15 protein-coding genes and 2 pseudogenes are annotated in these 17,190 nt (G+C 40.8%); 10 read left to right on the plus strand and 7 right to left on the minus strand.

Annotated features, from left to right (window positions below):
• Positions 1-216 precede the first annotated feature (216 nt).
• Positions 217-645: a hypothetical protein gene (locus TOL9009_RS0131875; protein ID WP_029637449.1), complete on the minus strand. Its 429-nt coding sequence runs from the start codon at positions 643-645 to the stop codon at positions 217-219.
• Between the two features lie 22 nt (positions 646-667).
• Here TOL9009_RS0131875 and TOL9009_RS48585 point away from each other — a divergent pair, with 22 nt between their 5' ends.
• Positions 668-769 carry a DUF2586 domain-containing protein gene (locus tag TOL9009_RS48585; protein WP_221928674.1) on the plus strand — a complete coding sequence of 34 codons (102 nt, stop codon included), beginning with the start codon at positions 668-670 and terminating at the stop codon, positions 767-769.
• A gap of 12 nt (positions 770-781) precedes the next feature.
• On the opposite strand, the gene TOL9009_RS0131880 is transcribed toward TOL9009_RS48585, so the two are convergent.
• On the minus strand, positions 782-2,377 hold the full coding sequence (locus TOL9009_RS0131880) for a nickel-dependent hydrogenase large subunit (protein WP_029637450.1): 1,596 nt from the start codon (positions 2,375-2,377) through the stop codon (positions 782-784).
• A 60-nt stretch (positions 2,378-2,437) separates the two neighbouring features.
• Complete coding sequence (locus TOL9009_RS0131885) at positions 2,438-3,352, minus strand: NADH-quinone oxidoreductase subunit B family protein (protein WP_029637451.1); 915 nt, start codon at positions 3,350-3,352, stop codon at positions 2,438-2,440.
• A gap of 33 nt (positions 3,353-3,385) precedes the next feature.
• Between TOL9009_RS0131885 and xisF the strand changes: the two genes are divergently transcribed.
• The 5 genes and pseudogenes from xisF to TOL9009_RS0131915 all read left to right on the plus strand — a co-directional run bounded on the left by xisF (position 3,386) and on the right by TOL9009_RS0131915 (position 8,435).
• Entirely contained in the window at positions 3,386-4,924 is a 1,539-nt protein-coding gene (xisF, locus tag TOL9009_RS0131890) for a fdxN element excision recombinase XisF (protein WP_029637452.1), read from the plus strand.
• Between the two features lie 646 nt (positions 4,925-5,570).
• A complete protein-coding gene (locus tag TOL9009_RS50630) occupies positions 5,571-6,644 on the plus strand; it encodes a glutathione S-transferase N-terminal domain-containing protein (protein WP_084763422.1) in 1,074 nt (357 codons plus the stop codon).
• A 154-nt stretch (positions 6,645-6,798) separates the two neighbouring features.
• Complete coding sequence (locus tag TOL9009_RS0131900; protein WP_029637453.1) at positions 6,799-7,461, plus strand: tetratricopeptide repeat protein; 663 nt, start codon at positions 6,799-6,801, stop codon at positions 7,459-7,461.
• A 384-nt stretch (positions 7,462-7,845) separates the two neighbouring features.
• Positions 7,846-7,989: pseudogene (locus TOL9009_RS0131910) on the plus strand (threonine aldolase); the annotation flags it as partial.
• A 53-nt stretch (positions 7,990-8,042) separates the two neighbouring features.
• On the plus strand, positions 8,043-8,435 hold the full coding sequence (locus TOL9009_RS0131915; RefSeq protein ID WP_029637456.1) for a carboxymuconolactone decarboxylase family protein: 393 nt from the start codon (positions 8,043-8,045) through the stop codon (positions 8,433-8,435).
• A 95-nt stretch (positions 8,436-8,530) separates the two neighbouring features.
• Here the strand turns inward: TOL9009_RS0131915 and TOL9009_RS0131920 are convergent.
• Positions 8,531-8,764 (minus strand): annotated as a pseudogene (locus TOL9009_RS0131920) (RNA-dependent DNA polymerase); the annotation flags it as partial.
• A 175-nt stretch (positions 8,765-8,939) separates the two neighbouring features.
• Between TOL9009_RS0131920 and TOL9009_RS0131925 the strand changes: the two are divergent.
• Positions 8,940-9,374, plus strand: coding sequence for an acyl-CoA thioesterase (locus TOL9009_RS0131925; protein WP_029637458.1), 435 nt, complete (start codon positions 8,940-8,942; stop codon positions 9,372-9,374).
• 44 nt (positions 9,375-9,418) lie between these two features.
• On the opposite strand, the gene TOL9009_RS0131930 is transcribed toward TOL9009_RS0131925, so the two are convergent.
• Positions 9,419-10,171, minus strand: coding sequence for a cadmium resistance transporter (locus TOL9009_RS0131930; protein WP_029637459.1), 753 nt, complete (start codon positions 10,169-10,171; stop codon positions 9,419-9,421).
• A gap of 523 nt (positions 10,172-10,694) precedes the next feature.
• On the opposite strand from TOL9009_RS0131930, the gene TOL9009_RS0131935 reads away from it, so the two are divergent.
• Complete coding sequence (locus tag TOL9009_RS0131935) at positions 10,695-11,630, plus strand: LysR family transcriptional regulator (RefSeq protein WP_029637460.1); 936 nt, start codon at positions 10,695-10,697, stop codon at positions 11,628-11,630.
• A 443-nt stretch (positions 11,631-12,073) separates the two neighbouring features.
• On the opposite strand, the gene TOL9009_RS0131940 is transcribed toward TOL9009_RS0131935, so the two are convergent.
• Together TOL9009_RS0131940 and TOL9009_RS48040 are read right to left on the minus strand one after the other, a co-directional pair.
• Positions 12,074-14,491: a phosphoketolase family protein gene (locus TOL9009_RS0131940; protein WP_029637461.1), complete on the minus strand. Its 2,418-nt coding sequence runs from the start codon at positions 14,489-14,491 to the stop codon at positions 12,074-12,076.
• A gap of 397 nt (positions 14,492-14,888) precedes the next feature.
• Positions 14,889-15,026: a hypothetical protein gene (locus TOL9009_RS48040; protein WP_186227737.1), complete on the minus strand. Its 138-nt coding sequence runs from the start codon at positions 15,024-15,026 to the stop codon at positions 14,889-14,891.
• A 67-nt stretch (positions 15,027-15,093) separates the two neighbouring features.
• Between TOL9009_RS48040 and arsM the strand changes: the two genes are divergently transcribed.
• Positions 15,094-16,062, plus strand: a complete 969-nt coding sequence (arsM, locus tag TOL9009_RS0131945) for an arsenosugar biosynthesis arsenite methyltransferase ArsM (protein ID WP_029637462.1) — start codon at positions 15,094-15,096, stop codon at positions 16,060-16,062.
• Between the two features lie 50 nt (positions 16,063-16,112).
• The gene (gene arsS, locus TOL9009_RS0131950) at positions 16,113-17,102 is read left to right on the plus strand and encodes an arsenosugar biosynthesis radical SAM (seleno)protein ArsS (protein ID WP_029637463.1); all 990 of its coding nucleotides are present in this window, start codon (positions 16,113-16,115) and stop codon (positions 17,100-17,102) included.
• The last annotated feature ends 88 nt before the right edge of the window (positions 17,103-17,190 follow it).

Here is a 17,190-nt window from a genome sequence, read left to right on the forward strand (position 1 = left end):
CCATTTTAAATCAATATTCACCCGTGTAAGCAGTTTTTGTTCAGGCGATCGCTTTTATGCCGGGTTTCTGACTTTGATTCAGATCCCTGACTTCTCTAAGGATACAGAAAAGCGAATTGGGGGTATCACCCCTTATCTCACAATTTTTCGACATTCCACACAATTGTAGAGACGTTCCGGCGGAACGTCTTTACGAGGTTTTTTAATAAAAGCGGTTTATTTTGACAATTCTACATCATATTTTTTAGCAATTTGAGACAATTTCTCAAACTGCTGTTGTGATGCTTGAGTTAAAATTGCTTCCGCCTTTTCTTGTTCGCTACCTTCTTTAGGAAGTAAATACCTAATGTAAAGTGAAACAAAATCGACTATAGCCGCTGAACCTGACAAAGCATGATTGTCAGCTTGCTTTCCGGCGATCGCTCCTGCTAAACCAGTTCTAATTGGGTCTGGTTTAACTTTCATAAATTGATCCACAAGTTGATAAATATAGTCTCCTGTGGGTAATTTATCTAACTTACTTCTATCTGGAGTAAGCTTGTATCCCGCTTCTTTTGCTTGCTCTAGGACACACCATTCTGTAAATTCTTGCAGTGCTTCTTCAGGAAGATGAGAAAGATGATTGTGTAATGCTAATTCAGTCACAATAATACCCGTGTAAATTTCAATGTTTTCTCGTTCACAGGTTCTGCCAAACTATGAGGGGTTAGGTTGGTCAGATTCCCGACTTCTTGAAGAAGTCGGGAATCTCGCAGAACATCAAAATTAATGCGATAGACTACTACGCAGTACGGAAACGCGCCAATTCCTCACCTGTTTTCGCATCGTGAGCGTGAACGGTGCAAACTAAGCAAGAATCAAACGATCGCGCGACATGTCCAACTTCCACCGGATCGGTAGGATCGAAAATCGGTGTCCCCACCAAAGCTTCTTCAATCGGTCCGCGCAATCCTTCACCGTCGCGGGGTCCAATATTCCAGGTGCTGGGAGCCATGATTTGATAATTCTTAATCTTGCCTCCTTCAATATCCACCCAGTGACACAGCGCACCCCGCGACGCTTCGGTTGCACCCCAGCCGCGTCCGTCTTTTTCTTGGGGTTTGATATACCAGGGGTCGTTTAACTTAAATTCACGCAAACAGTGTTCGGCTTGGCGATATAACTTGACAATTTCATGAACTCGTGCTAGCTGACGGATATGGATATTCGCACCGCCCATTTGCTTGAATGCGTCTAAAATGAATCCGTCCTGGTGTTGCCAAGATTCGCCATGTTCACCACCTGCGACTAACTGACGCGCTAGCGGTCCTGCTTCCAAACGTCCAAATTGTGCGTGGGTAACAGCGCTTGACCAAGAATAAGCCTTGTCAAAGTCTTTGGTATTTTTTTGGCTTGGTTTGGTCGTGCGATCGAAGGGGTGAACGTCTGCCGCCCCTTCATCATACCAGGAACGAATAGTATTTTCGCGGGTGAAGCTTTGATCCATCAAAACATGAGTATCGGTGAAGCTGTCATACACACCACTCTTCATAATTGTGGCAGCATTTCGCCCTTCAATAGTCGGTTTTTGGTATCTATCTTCGTGAGGTAAATATCCCCAAGTGACATATTTACCAACACCAACACCGTATTTATCCAAACCGATTTCTAAACCCATTCGCCAATAAAAACCTAAGTCAGAATTTGCATGATTTGGGTTTTCATCTAGCCACGCCATAAAGTCATCATAAGACTTAATTTGTTCATAGCGTTCTAATGAACAACCTAACCAAACCGGTTCTAACCAATTAGTGCGGAAATATTCCAAAATTGACCAGGCGCGGGTAACATCTGTTAAGGTGGGGGCGCACATCACCCCACCAGGAACCATGTAACTAGAATGGGGCCATTGTCCGCCAAATAAAGCGTAAATTTCTACAGGTTTGCTAGAAATTGTAATGCCTATTTCATAGGATTTACCTGTGAAAGCGGCAAAGCGTCTACAAGCTTCTTCATAAAAGCTACTGTGCTGATACTTTTTATTGGTCAAATCGATAGCAAATAGACCATAAAAGTAACGCGGAATGCTTTGAATTGTTTCGACAATTTGACCTAAATTTCTCGCTAAAATAGCGTTGCGCGGAACTTCTGTACCCCAAGCTGTATCTAATGCCCAAGCAGCGGAGGTGAGGTGAGAAGCACCACAAATTCCGCAAACGCGAGGTGTAACAATTAATCCGGCTTGGGGGTCTTTGCCGCGCAAAATAACTTCAAATCCGCGAAAGAGTTCGGCATGAGTCCAGGCATTTACTACCTGTCCATCATCGATTTCTACGCGCACATCTAAATCGCCTTCAACTCTACCGACTGGGGAAATATCTAATGTTTGAATTGGCATTTTTTTCTCCTTTGTAGTAAGCACTTTAGTGCTTATAAGCGCTGAAGCACTTACTACGAATTAAACCGTAAAAAAGTCTTCTTCTGCCCAAGCTGGCATTGAATCTTTTGCCACCATTGTTAACAATGCGTAGTTTTTTTTATTGACTCCTGTGGGCAATTCTTTGGGAACTCCCATGACGGTTTGGGTTTTAAATACGGTTCCCGGTTTGAGGTCGTGGAAGGGAAATTCTGGTTCCGTACAACCTATACAAGGCATCCCAGCGCGGGTTTTGGATGAGACGCGATTCCATAAAATGCGGTTGCAGGAAGAATGGGTCATGGGTCCGCGACAGCCTAAGTCGTAAAAGAGGCATCCTTTACGCTGACCAAATTCGGCGGTTGATGCTTTATAGGCAAAGTGGACGTTGCGAGTACAGCCGGTTTGGGTAAAACTCTTGAAGAAGGTTTCCGGACGATGCAATTCATCTAAGCTGATATCGGCGATTCTGCCTGTGGCGATCGCTACTAATATCTGCGTTATCCAATCTGGATGTGCGGGACATCCAGGTATGTTGATAACGGGTAATCCTGATAATGAATGAAAATCTTTGCCTAAAAAGCCGCCTTTTTGACGTTTGAGAAATTGCAATCCTTGAGATTCGCTGGGGTTGGGTGACATTGCGGGTATTCCTCCCCAGGTGGCGCAGTCTCCTACCGCTACGACGAAGTTGGCGACTTTGGATAAGTCGTTTAACCAGTCTTTCATCGGGCGATCGGCAAACCGATTCCATTCTCCGGTGCCGTTGGGAGCGTTGATGACGCTGCCTTCAAATACGAGAATATCTAAGGGAATTTTGCCGGAAATGCAATCCCACAGCAAGTTCTGTAAGTTTGTACCTAGTTCCAACCCTAAGGATGGATGCCAAAGTATGTTGATGCCAAAGTCGGCAATCAAATCGCAAGCTGTGGGTTCTTCAGCATTGAGAAATGACATACTATAGTCACTATAGAATAAAAATTGACAACGATGACCGAAAAATGGTTTTATGGTCGGGTTTCGACTATCGAGCAACAAGAAGATCGCAACGCTCTAAAAAAACAATTGGAGAGAGGTAAGAATGTTGGGTGCGATCGCTTTTACTGGGATATTCAAAGTCGGACAACAGAAGTTCGTGCTGGGTTGCAGAAATTAATCGATGATTTAAAAATATCACCAAAGGGTATTGTCAGTGAATTAATTGTTACAAGAATTGACCGGATTGGGTCATCATCAAAACTGTTTTACGCGCTGTTGGAAGTATTACGAAGTAAGGGTATTAGGCTAGTAGCACTCGACCAAACAATTGATACAGAAAGTTTAGGTGGTGAGTTGACGATTGATATTTTGCTGGCAGCGAGTAAATTTGAAATCAAAATGTTGTCCAGTCGTGTATCTGCCGAACGCAAACACCGTATGGTTCAGAGGAAAAGCCATAGGTTTGCGCCGTTTGGATGGAAGGTTGTTGATGATTCTTATGTCAAGGATGAAAGTAGGTGTGTTTCCCTATTAGAAGGAAAGCGTAGTTTTAGGGTTTGGGAACTTGCTTTATTTATATTTGAAATATTTGAGGAGTGTGGTAGTGCTAGAAAAACTTGCAATACATTAAATGAGATGTTTGGCATATGTGGGAAAGTGGATGCAAAAAGCACAAAATTAAAAGGGAATCATCGCATTATGCCCGATGATATTGAGCAATTTGATTTGTTTCAAAATAATAAAAAAACTTATCAACGATACCCTTGGACTGGCTTACAGTGGTCTCCTACTGGACTAAAAAACTTCTTAGTAAATCCAGTACATGCAGGTGGAACACCGTTTAATGTCACCACATCTAGTCCTTCAGGGAAACAAATCAACCATTTTGATAAATGGGATTGCAACTGGGATACCCATGAGGGAATTATTACCCGCGAACGACATGAACAAATAAAACGCACTATTCGCGGAAATCGCAACAATAAATGGGCTGCACGAAAGGAAGATATTAACCCATTCGCCAATTTATTAAAGTGTGGTAGATGTGGAGGAGCATTAACCCGTATGTCGTCCCGACGCGACGTGTCGGGGCAATATACAGCTTACTATCAATGTACTTACTACTCCCTCGGACGTTGCGATGCCAAGGAAATGCTTAGTAGTCGCAGTTTAGATTCACAGGTGGCTGATTTGCTAGTACGTGAAGCTACTAGGCTAGCTGGGATGGTGGATTTTGAAGAAGACAAACTTCAAGAAAGCGCAGAAGTTAAAGAATTGCGGGAAACCTTAGCGGGACTGGAGAAGTTACCTACTAATCCTTTTGTAGAAAAAGCCAAAGATGGTATCCGTGACCAAATCGCTAGTATCTTAAGTTTGCACGAAAATATCACAAAACGTAGCTTATTGGTTCGAGAAGAGTTAGTGCAAATGTTTTGCGATCGCGAATATTGGAAAAGCCGCACATCTGAGGATAAAAAACGGATGCTAAACAGACTTGTCCGTCGTATTGTTGTTAACGGGCGGGTTGTTTTGAGTATTGAGTTTCTTTAGTTTCCTTTGGCGTACAATTTCTCGGTATTCGTCTAATTGGCGTAACCAAAATTCTTTTTCTGATTCGATTCTCATTTGTAGCGTTCTCCATCAATAAATTTAGATTAGCTTTGAGTTGCCAAATTTCTGTTCTCTGCGAACAACCCTCATACCAAGTTGCCAGCTTTCCATCTGCTTTTAATTTTTTAACAAAATCCGTATTCCCCAGTCAGCATTGTCTTGCCTTTAACTCACATTCCCCACTTCTTTTTGTAATATGCATTACAATTTTTCGGCTAATGGTAGTTGAATAGCGATCGCTAAAAGCCTAGAATATAACAGTGTTAATACTTCAGGAAGCGATCGCTCAAAGGCTTGCTATCTGTAGATATCTATGTCATACTCAAAAAGTAAATACGGTTTGTTTATCGACTTATCGTAGTTTAAATTAGTAAATCCAATATGGAAAGCTAATTTTGTCTGCTTTCCATGTTCTATAATCATTGATGTAACTTGGATTGAAGACTTAGAAATCAAGCATAATTATGAGAGTTGCAACTACCTTTGTTGAAAAAATATGTTTTAGAGACGTGATATATCGCGTCTCTACTCCTGAATCCTTAGTTGCCTTTCTTTAATTTAACATTTTGAACCAAAGAGAGATAATATGTCAGAAATTACAATTTACAGTGCGGTTGTTTGTCCGTTTGCCCATAGGTCGCGTTTAGTACTTTTAGAAAAAGGTATTGATTTTAACTTAGTTGAAATTGATTTGCAGAATAAGCCAGCCAATTTCACAGAGATTTCACCTTACAGCAAAGTCCCAGTTATTAAACATGGCAATGAGCGAGTATGGGAATCGGCAATTATTAATGAATATCTAGATGAAGTCTTTCCTCAGCCTTCCCTATTACCAAAAGATGCTATCAGTAGAGCGCAAGCACGAATTTGGATTGACTTTGCCAATACTCGATTTGTCCCGGCTTTCTCTAATTTACTACGTTCTCAAGAGGATCAAAAGCAAAAAGAAGCCGCACAAGAACTTTATCAACATTTGCAATTTATCGAAAACGAAGGTTTAGGAAAATTATCGCTTAGTGGTTCCTATTGGTTTGGGGAAGCTATTAGCTTAGTTGACTTGACGTTCTATCCTTGGTTTGAGCGTTGGTCTGCGATTGAGCATTATCGAGGTTTTAAATTATCTGCTGAATTTTCCAGAATACAACGATGGTGGAATGCGGTAAGTCAACGAGAGTCTGTGAAAGCGATCGCTAATTCCAAAGAATTTTATTTAGAGCGCTATGCTAGATTTGCTACACCCACTACCAAAAAAGTGAGTGAAGAATTAAGTTCTGCCGGACAAGTTACTCCTCAACAACTGCAACAAGCTGCACAGGAAGGATTTAAATCAGTTTTAAATCTGCGTTCTCCCCACGAACAAGGTTTTTTAAATGACGAACAGCAGCAAGCTTTATCCGCAGGATTGAATTATGTGAACGTCGCGCTAAATCCTTCAGAATCTAACCAAGAATTGGTCGAAAAAGCAATTTGGGTAATAGAAAATTTACCAAAACCAGTGTTAATTCATTGTGCTGCCGGTGCAAGAGCAACAGCGATCGCTTTAATTGCCACAGCTAGCCAACAAAAACTGACACCAGAGGAAATCAAGCTCAAAGCTGAGGAACTTGGTTTAAATTTAGAGCAACCTCACCTGAAACAATTTATCCAACAAGCAGAGTAATAGATACAAAGGAAGTGGAAAAGATGTAGAGACGTAGCAATGGTACGTCTTGTAGGGGTTCTGGTTCACGCATAATTAATTTTCACCATCACAAAATGCCTAAAAAATATATTTATACTTGATATAAACTTTAATTAAAGTAAACTATTAAGCAATGAAGCGAAAAAGTTTTATGGAGTCAGCTTTTTTTCAAACTGCTAGTTACTTTATGCTGAGTATGTTGAGTGTAACTAATATGTCACAGTTAGTTAAAGCAGATGTGGGCGATCGCTTTACAAAACAATATACGCCAGTGCAAATTATAGCACAGTTTTCGGAAAACGAACAAGAACGCGAACAACTCGTTCAAAAAGCAAATATCTTATTTAACCAAGGTGACTTAACCGGTGCAGAAAAAATTTTACTTCTCTTTATCAAGAAGTTCCCAAACTCCAGCTATGGACATTATCAATTAGGGAATGTCCTATTTCGTCAGAATAAAAAAGAAGATGCTATCAAAAAATATCAAAAAGCAATTAGCTTGAATTCTAAATATGCTCTGGCATACAATGCGATCGGGCAAGTTTTTGCAAGTCAACAGCAATGGTCAGAAGCTATTGCAGAGTACCAAAAAGCATTAACAATTAACCCTGAGTATGGTGATGCGCTAGCTAATCTTGCTTTAGCGCTTTGGGAACAAGGTAAACATCAAGATGCTCGTGCTTCTTTAGAAAAAGCTTTAAATATTTTTAAAGTGCAACAGAGGTCTGACAAAGTACAACAAATTGAAAACATTTTACGGCAGATCAATTCTGGTGACGATCCGACGGTTTCCTAAAGTTACTATAGCATCATAAATCAACAGCGATGAAGAGAAAATAGGTATTCTTTGAGCAGGAAGGGAGTATCACATGCGATCGCATTATCTTGTGATTGATTTCAAATCTATACAAATCTTCCCAATTATTGCCATACAAAAAGCCAGGAATTTATCCTGGCTCATAGGAGACACGCGAAAGCAGAAACTTGATATTTGCTATTGCATTGATAACTGCGAGATCCCCGACTTCTTTAAGAAGTCGGGGAAAGGTATCACACAAATTCAGACAAAATCAATATGAGTGAATTATATTCACCGCATAGTCAAGCCTTTTTTGTCGTCAGGCGATCGCTTCGGGTAACATAGAATCTTTTACAGAAAGCTGGAAACTATAAGTAGCACATGGATTGTAATTTAGAGCAGTTTGCTAGCGATAACAACTCTGGGATTTGTCCGGAAGCATTGGAATACATGATTAAGGCAAACCTAGGTAGCGTTCCGGCTTATGGAAATGATGAATGGACTTCATTAGCAACAGACTATTTTAGTTTGAAGCGATCGCCTAATATCACTTTGCAGAATCACAAATCCAAAATCTGATGACTAATCTGATAGAATACGAAGATAGTAGCGACGAAGTGCGTGCAGTGTACGACGATATCCGCGCTACACGGCAAACTGAGTATATCAACAACTTTTGGAAAGCCTTAGCCAACCATCCTCCCACCCTCCAAAGAACTTGGAAAACGCTGAAGGAAGTAATGGCTAGTCCTGGGGAAATAGATCCACTGATGCGCGAATTAATTTACATTGCCGTCAGCGTGACGAATGGTTGTGAGTATTGTATCGCCTCGCATACGGCAGCAGCCCGTGCAAAAGGAATGAGTGATGGTATGTTTGGAGAACTGATGGCAATTATTGCTACCGCGAACATGACTAATCGCCTCGCCAACGGCTATCAGATTCCAGTGGACGAGCAATTTAAAACTTAATCACCAAAATATAAGTAATCGTTATCTATACTATGTCTGTTGGTTAAAGAATTGCGTGTAAACCAGTATTAAAACACATAAGTATGTTAGCGATCGCTAGAACCATAGTTAGAGCAGTTAACGATAGCTTTTACCTTCTGACGGAATTTTTTGAAGTTATCCGTCGAGGGAGTACTTCTGAATTTTCCGTTGCTTTGCACTTTCAAATGCCAGCCAAGGAAGTCAAAGCCATCTATCGCGGCGGTTATTTTAGTCTTCTTCTCGCTTACCTTCATTTCTCTTTCGGCTAAGAATTTGTCGATTTTTTCAAGTATTTTACGGGCATCGTCTGATAGTCAGGATTAAGAAGGCAGGAGGCAGAAGGCAGGAGGCACTTATGAATCCCCATAAATAATGGGAATCATAACTAATTATCCGGACATGATATAAGTCCTGTTGTAGTTGCAGTAAAATCATTTTTGGTAGCAGATTATAGCCTGCTATTTTTTTCGCTAATTATAAAATATGCCGTTTACTTATAACCGCACCATTCGATTTTCAGATACTGATGCTGCTGGGGTAGTTTACTTTGCCAATGTTTTGTCTATTTGTCATGAAGCTTATGAAGCATCTTTAGAAGCATCAAGTATTAAGATGAAAGATTTTTTTAGCAATATATCTGTGGCTTTTCCGATTGTTCACGCTGATGTAGATTTTTTTCGTCCGATGTTTTGTGGGGATAAGTTAAGTATTAGCTTGATTCCGCAAAAAGTCGGTGTTGAAAAGTTTGAAATCGCTTACGAAATTGTAGTTGATAATGTAATGGTTGCTAAGGCAATTACTCGGCACGTTTGTATTGAGGTAAGTAGTAGAAGTAAAAGGGAGTTATCGGGTGAGGTAATGCAATGGTTGGAAACGAACCGCAGAGACGCACCAGAGCGCAGAGAGAAGAAGGTCTAGTTTGAATTGATAATTTTGACATTCGATAAACGACGGTCAAAAGCTCATTTGTGGCTAACTCTAGGTATAACTTCGGCTTCAGACGAATCCAAAGAAAATCCATAATTTTCTCGAATTATGTTATAGCCTAAAATTAAGAGATAAGAACTAATACTTACACAGGTAACGACAACTAAGACAGGAGTTTCTAACGTTTGACTTTCTATTAAAATAGAAACACCTAATCCCATTAAAATGAAAGGAATTAAAGAATTACCGTAGCGAGTAATGAATGAAGCGATCGCCTTGATCTGAGTTAAGTGATAAGCTGCATAACACCACACACCTACCATCACGAAGAAAACTAGCAAAATGACAAGTAAGTTATCCCATGTATTGGTGGCAAACATTGGCATATAGATACCGATGTTGTCACCACCATTAGCGATGGTAACTGCTGCTACACCGTAGGTTTGGGGTGAAAGAAAATTGCTCCACCAAGCTTGCGACGATTCAGGAGTATTTAAATCCTCTGTATCGCTAGTCTCTTGATTTAGTAAGCTATTGATACCAATTATGATTGGAATAATACCGAGTAGACCAATCCAAGATTCTGGTAGGATAAACTTGCCAAAGAAGCTGGGTAAACTGGCAATTACTAACGCGCTAAAACCCAAATACTGACCGATAACGATGTGACGAACAAGAAAGCAAGTATTTACCTGTGAGAAAAACAGCGACAGAACAATAATATCGTCGAGATTGGTAGCAGCAAAAGCTGTGAGTCCTGTAGGAATAGCAGTCAGTAGTTGGCTCATAGGTGCGTCGTTTCTCCTCAATGGTAGTGACTGTCAAGCATCTCTATGGGTGAGATAGAGCTTGGGAGTGTGCAAAATTCGTAATTTCAGAAAATCATTAGTGTAGTTAGCACTTTTGCTCTGTGGCATAGTTTTACTCTATGGCTACTTATCAATAAGAGCAAACAGTCTTTTTTGTTAAATCCATAGACTAAATTTATCGATATGCCGATTTAAAACGAGGAACTGCTTCATACATTCAGTAACGATTGGAAACACCAAAGGTTACGCAGTATACCCATCCCTAAAAAAGATGGTTCTACCATAATGTTAAAAATACTTACTATGGCAGACAGAGCGTGGCAATGCCTCTATCGGGAGCCGTGTGGCACTTTCATGGCACGCACGGTTCTAACACAGAGGTGCGCGAGATAATACTTGCCATCGACTCTAACAGAGCTATCTACAGATTTCCGCTAAATTTACCGTATAATACTTGAAGCGTGTTCAAAATCACTATTATACAACCCTGTACATATTCAAAATGACGCTGGAACAGTTGCGAATTTTTTTAGCCGTGGCGGAAATGCTGCATTTTAGTCGTGCAGCAGAAGCACTTTATATTACTCAACCAGCAGTAAGTGCTGCTATTCAAACTTTAGAGACAGAATATGGTCTGAGGTTATTTCATCGCATTGGTCGTCATATTGAAATCACAGATGCTGGTAAATTATTACAAGGTGAGGCGCAAAAAATTCTTGACCATGTACAGTTAACAGAACGTGGGTTGAAGGAATTAAATAATCTGCAACGGGGAGAGTTGAAGATAGGTGCAAGTCTCACAGTTGGTAACTATTGGCTACCCGAAAAAATTAGCCAGTTTAAGCAGTTATATCCAGGCATTTTTATAAATTGTCAGTTGGGAAATGCGGAAGAAATTTCTGAAGGAACTGCTGTAGGTATGTATGATTTGGGTTTGGTGACAGGAGATATTAAACCATCATTACAGCACTCTTTAGAGCAAGACGAAGTAGGAAGCGATCGCCTGCAAATTGTTGTGGGTAAATCTCACCCTTGGTATCAAAGTACTGAGATTTATTTAGATGAATTATTGACCACAAGTTGGGTGATGCGTGAATCTGGTTCTGGTGCACAACAGATGTTTGAGCAAGCCTTACAAAGTTGGGGAATTGAACCTAGCAACCTGGATGTTGTACTTAACCTCAACACTAGTGAAATGGTGAAAGCAGTTGTAGAAAGTGGTGTTGGTGCAGCTGCACTTCCTTCCTCAATGGTGAAAAAAGAATTACAACTAGGAACATTACAGGCTGTGCAAATTACCAACCCGCAAAAACAATCTAAAAAAGAATTAGAAATTCTCCAGCCAATTTGGAAACTAAAACACCGTCAACGTTTTCATACACGAGTCATGATAGCTTTTGAAAATATGCTTATGCAAGAGAATGTACAAGCGGCTTAGGCACTTACAATTCAGAAGGCAGAAGGCAGGAGGCAGAAGGCAGAAGGGAACCCACCCTTAAAAGGGTGAGATTGAAACAAGGACGTTTTATACCGGAAGTGCAAGCAGTCTCGGTATAATTATTTATTTTTACTGAGCTTTAAACTCAGAACTAAAGTTTTTATTATACTTTCTTACCTTCTGCCGTCTGCCATCTGCCCTCTGCCTTTTCTTGTAAAGGGGAAAGGAAAAAAGGGGTGCGTTCGTGTTGAAGTTATTTAAAAAAGCTTTAAACTTTTTAGATGATTCTTTCCCCCTGTAGGGGTTTGAAGCTACCGAAATTGTAGTCCGGTCTATATAGCTCCGGGGTTACAATCCACGAACAATTCTTCCCCCCTTCCCCTTTCCCCCTCTTCATGAAACATTAATGAGTAGACAGGGTGTCGGGTAAGTGGGTACTACGTTTAACTGCCCTCGTGACCGACATCAGTGTTATCACTTGAGTGCTGCCATTTCCAGTGGCGAATTTCGGGCATATCTTCGCCATGCTCGTTGATGTAAAGCTTGTGTTCAATCAACTTGTCGTGCATCATTTGCTTCACATAAGCGGCTGCATACCCTAGTTGTGGCACTCTGTCAATGACATCATCGACCAAACTAAAGCGGTCTAATTGGTTAAGGACGACCATATCAAATGGTGTGGTAGTCGTTCCCTCCTCTTTATAACCGCGAACATGAATGTTATGGTGGTTAGTGCGCCGATAAGTGAGGCGATGAATTAACCAGGGATAGGCATGAAAGGCAAAAATTACAGGTTTGTCAGTTGTAAAGAGACTGTCGAAGTCTTTATCACTCAACCCGTGCGGATGCTCGCTTTGTGGTTGTAGTGTCATCAAGTCTACCACGTTAACCACGCGCACCTTTAAGTCGGGGAAGTTCTGGCGGAGAATATCTACTGCCGCTAAAGTTTCCAGCGTCGGGACATCTCCCGCACAAGCCATCACTACATCTGGTTCAAAGCCTTTGTCATTGCTTGCCCATTCCCAAATGCCGATGCCTTTGGTGCAATGCTTAATTGCAGTTTCCATATCAAGATACTGCAACGCGGGTTGTTTGCCGACAACGATGACGTTGACATAGTTGCGGCTTCGTAAACAGTGGTCTGTGACAGACAGCAGGGTGTTAGCATCGGGTGGTAAATAAACCCGAATCACTTCAGATTTTTTGTTGACTACATGATCGATAAAACCTGGGTCTTGGTGAGAAAAACCGTTGTGGTCTTGTCGCCAAACGTGAGAAGTTAGTAGGTAGTTGAGAGAAGCGATCTTTCGGCGCCAAGGAATATGACGAGTAGTTTTCAACCATTTGGCATGTTGGTTGAACATCGAGTCAATTATGTGGATAAATGCTTCATAGCAAGAAAAGAAGCCGTGACGACCGGTGAGGAGGTATCCTTCTAACCAACCTTGACAAGTATGTTCGCTGAGGATTTCCATCACTCGTCCATCGGAGGACAGCTTTTCGTCTTCTGGGAGTATTTCGGCATCCCAAGCTCTTGTTGTAACTTCAAATACAGTACCCAATCGATTCGATTCAGTTTCGTCTGGTCCAACGATGCGAAAGTTGCGCTGTTCAGCATTGAGTTTTATCACATCCCGCAGTAATTGACCCATTACCTTGGTAGCTTCGGCAATAACTGCCCCCGGTTTGTCAACTTCAACGGCGTAATTTTTAAAGTCAGGCATTTTGAGGTCGCGTAGCAAAACACCACCGTTAGCGTGGGGGTTGTCTCCCATGCGACGCTGACCTTTGGGGGCGAGTTCGGCTAATTCGGGAATTAGTGTACCATTACTATCGAAGAGTTCTTCTGGTTTGTAACTTTGCATCCACTCTTCGAGGAGTTTGAGGTGCGCTGGTTTGGATGCGATTTCTCCAAAAGGAACTTGATGCGATCGCCAAAAATCTTCTGTCTTTTTGCCGTCAACCTCTTTTGGTCCAGTCCAACCTTTAGGAGTTCTCAGGATAATCATCGGAAAAGGCGATCGCTCCGTATTGCCATTACTCCGAGCATTTTCTTGAATCTCTTTGATTTCCCGAATTACAGTATCCAGCGTTGCTGCCATCAATTGATGTACAATTTCTGGGTCGGAACCTTCGACAAAGTAAGGCTTATAGCCGTAACCCACAAATAAACTTTCTAACTCCTCATGGCTGATTCGTGCCAACACTGTTGGGTTAGCAATTTTGTAACCGTTCAGGTGTAAAATCGGCAATACAGCACCATCATGCACTGGATTGAGAAACTTGTTCGAGTGCCAACTAGCTGCTAAAGGTCCGGTTTCTGCTTCACCATCACCAACAACGCAAGCAACAATCAAGTCAGGATTATCAAAAGCTGCACCGTAAGCGTGAGATAAAGCATAGCCCAGTTCACCACCTTCATGAATCGATCCCGGAGTTTCTGGTGCAACGTGACTGGGAATACCACCAGGAAAAGAAAACTGTTTGAAGAGTTTCTTCATCCCTTCCGCATCTGGGGAAATATTCGGATAATATTCGCTGTAAGTTCCTTCGAGATAAGTGTTAGCGACCAACCCAGGACCCCCGTGACCCGGACCTGCAATATATATGGCGTTCAGGTCATTCTTTTTTATCACCCGGTTGAGGTGAGCGTAAATAAAGTTAAGACCCGGAGTTGTCCCCCAATGACCGAGAAGTCTGGGTTTGACGTGTTCTTGCTTCAGCGGTTCTTTGAGTAGTGGATTGTCTAGTAAATAGATTTGTCCAACTGAAAGATAGTTAGCTGCACGCCAATAAGCGTTTATTTTATGCAGTTCTTCATCTGTTAAAGGCTTTGATTGGGTCGGGGTTGCTAATATCATGCCGAACTCCATTAAATAAGGGTTTTGACGAACTTACAAGTATGCAACTTTAGTTGACTTGAAAATAATGATCATCTTACTTATGACCAGTCTTTTTGATATTTGCAAAAATTGCAGTTATAGCCTTACTGCTAGTTGTTATTTGGTTGAATCTCAAAGAAATATCCAGAAATCAAGGTTATGACCTTTAAGATAGGTTATCAAACAAGAGAACAAATTGGCTATTATTTAATAATAATTTTATTTCATTGCTAAAAGTTAAATATTGTTGAATCTACACATAAAAATTACTTATTTATAGTCTAAGTATATCTTTTAGGAGAGGTTATTTTTCCTGAAAGCACACAATCAGCTAAATAGACATTACCGTACATCAGAGTATCTTTTATTGCCAAGTTTAAGATTCATCGTTTAAGCCTATTCTTGATGCAGCTTTAGTCGAGTTCGACATGATTTGATTAACTTCATGAGATTCTAAATTCTTATCCCGTGCCAAAAACTCATCAAGTAACTGAAAGAAACTCTCATTCAGCAAAAATTAATCTTACATAAAGTTAGATGTATTACTATTCATAAAGCAAACTCTAAACTTCACAACCACAATGACCTATTTAGAAGCAGCAGCGCAATTCTACAGCGAAGTAGCGCAAACACCCCAAGTTGGACTTTGTTGTGTCCAAAGTTCATCCTTGCAGTTGCCAGGATTGCATATTCCCTTGGAAATGCAGGAAATGAACTATGGTTGCGGTACCACCGTTCACGTTGCTGAACTCGCAAACCAACCTACAGTATTGTATGTTGGCGTTGGTGGTGGTTTAGAAGCTTTACAATTTGCTTATTTTTCTCGTCGTCAGAGTGCTGTCATTGCAGTCGATCCGGTTGCAGCGATGCGTGAAGCTGCTAGACGCAATTTAGAAATTGCCGCAAAAGAAAATTCTTGGTTTGATACCAGCTTTGTAGAAATTCGCGAAGGCGATGCTTTCAATTTACCAGTTGATGATGCTTCTGTCGATGTAGTGGCGCAAAATTGCCTTTTTAATATCTTTGAACCAGAAGATTTAACTCGTGCTTTAAAAGAAGCATATCGAGTATTAAAACCAGGTGGACGATTGCAAATGAGTGACCCCATCGCTACTTCTCCAATTCCGCTTCATTTACAACAAGACGAACGATTACGAGCGATGTGTTTATCAGGCGCACTCACTTATGAAGAGTATACTCAGCGTATCATCCAAGCTGGTTTTGGTCAAGTTGAAATTCGCGCTCGTCGTCCTTATCGTCTTCTAGATTCTCAAACTTACAAGTTGCCAGATAATTTACTTTTAGAAAGTCTCGATTCTGTTTCTTTTAAAGTTATCATTCCCGAAGATGGTGCTTGTATTTTTACAGGTAAAACAGCAATTTACGCGGGTACAAAAGAGATTTTTGACGACTCAGCCGGACATATTCTGCAACGTGGAGTTCCGGCAGCAGTGTGCGATAAAACAGCCGCAAAACTTGGCGGATTAATGCCGAAAGAGATAATCATTACTGACTCTACATGGTACTATGACGGCGGCGGTTGTTGTTAAAGTATGTGTCAAAAAATGGCTTAATTTTCGCCATGTTAATATATTAGCCAATGCAAACCAAATCAACTACAACACCTTTCAAACAGAAACTAAATTATCCCTTGAAAAAAAAGGGGATTAGTGTATTACAAATTAACTTGGGTAAGCGCTGCAATCTCGCTTGTACGCACTGTCATGTCGAAGCTGGACCAAAACGTACAGAAGAACTTACCCCGGAAATTTGCGAACAGTTAGTAGAGTTAATTCATCAATTTCCGGAAATTAAAATTGTTGACTTGACAGGTGGCGCCCCAGAGATGAATTATGGATTTAAGCCACTGGTAGAAGCTGCAAAAGCAACGGGTAAACAGGTAATTGTCCGGTCGAATTTGACAATTGTTTTTGAAGATGGTTTTGGTGATTTACCAGAATATTTTGCGAAACATCAAGTGAGAGTTGTTGCTTCTCTACCTTGCTATTTAGCAGATAATGTTGATAAAATGCGGGGTCTTGGTGTTTTTGATGATTCAATTCGTGCTGTGCAGTGGCTGAACAAAGTTGGTTATGGAAAAGAACCAAATTTAATTTTGGATTTGGTGTATAATCCGCAATTACCTACAAACGAAAGTTTTTCTCTAACTCCCGAACAAAGCAAGCTGGAAAAGGATTATAAAATGTTCTTGCAAGAACATTTTGAAATTGTGTTTAACAACCTATTCACAATCACAAACATCCCAGTAGGTCGAACTAAAATACATTTAGAACGTAAGAAGCTTTACGCACCCTATTTGCAGTTTTTAGAGTCGCATTTTAATGGTAGTACAATTGAAAATTTGATGTGTCGTGATGAACTTTCAATTGACTATTTAGGTAATGTCTATGATTGTGACTTTAACCAAATGATGAATCTACCTGCGAAAACTCGCAATGACGAAACCTTGACAGTTGCTAAGTTGCTAAAAGCTGGGAGTTTAGACTTAATTGATGAGGTACAAACTGCTGCTTATTGCTATGGTTGTACCGCTGGATGTGGTTCCAGTTGTGGTGGTGCTTTGTTATGAGAGCAACTTCGTTACAAAAACTGTAACAGGCGCATTGCTTTTGGTCAGATAAGTTTAATATGAGATGAGTTAAGTTCCTCACACCACA

The organism is [Scytonema hofmanni] UTEX 2349, assembly GCF_000582685.1.
Lineage (GTDB): Bacteria > Cyanobacteriota > Cyanobacteriia > Cyanobacteriales > Nostocaceae > Hassallia > Hassallia hofmanni.

Excerpts from the sequence above, each read along its gene's own strand:
- TOL9009_RS48585 (WP_221928674.1), top strand. The coding sequence starts at position 668 with ATGTTTTCTCGTTCACAGGTTCTGCCAAACTATGAGGGGTTAGGTTGG.
- TOL9009_RS0131880 (WP_029637450.1), bottom strand. The coding sequence starts at position 2,377 with ATGCCAATTCAAACATTAGATATTTCCCCAGTCGGTAGAGTTGAAGGC.
- TOL9009_RS0131885 (WP_029637451.1), bottom strand. The coding sequence starts at position 3,352 with ATGTCATTTCTCAATGCTGAAGAACCCACAGCTTGCGATTTGATTGCC.
- xisF (WP_029637452.1), top strand. The coding sequence starts at position 3,386 with ATGACCGAAAAATGGTTTTATGGTCGGGTTTCGACTATCGAGCAACAA.
- TOL9009_RS50630 (WP_084763422.1), top strand. The coding sequence starts at position 5,571 with ATGTCAGAAATTACAATTTACAGTGCGGTTGTTTGTCCGTTTGCCCAT.
- TOL9009_RS0131900 (WP_029637453.1), top strand. The coding sequence starts at position 6,799 with ATGAAGCGAAAAAGTTTTATGGAGTCAGCTTTTTTTCAAACTGCTAGT.
- TOL9009_RS0131915 (WP_029637456.1), top strand. The coding sequence starts at position 8,043 with ATGACTAATCTGATAGAATACGAAGATAGTAGCGACGAAGTGCGTGCA.
- TOL9009_RS0131925 (WP_029637458.1), top strand. The coding sequence starts at position 8,940 with ATGCCGTTTACTTATAACCGCACCATTCGATTTTCAGATACTGATGCT.
- TOL9009_RS0131930 (WP_029637459.1), bottom strand. The coding sequence starts at position 10,171 with ATGAGCCAACTACTGACTGCTATTCCTACAGGACTCACAGCTTTTGCT.
- TOL9009_RS0131935 (WP_029637460.1), top strand. The coding sequence starts at position 10,695 with ATGACGCTGGAACAGTTGCGAATTTTTTTAGCCGTGGCGGAAATGCTG.
- TOL9009_RS0131940 (WP_029637461.1), bottom strand. The coding sequence starts at position 14,491 with ATGATATTAGCAACCCCGACCCAATCAAAGCCTTTAACAGATGAAGAA.
- arsM (WP_029637462.1), top strand. The coding sequence starts at position 15,094 with ATGACCTATTTAGAAGCAGCAGCGCAATTCTACAGCGAAGTAGCGCAA.
- arsS (WP_029637463.1), top strand. The coding sequence starts at position 16,113 with ATGCAAACCAAATCAACTACAACACCTTTCAAACAGAAACTAAATTAT.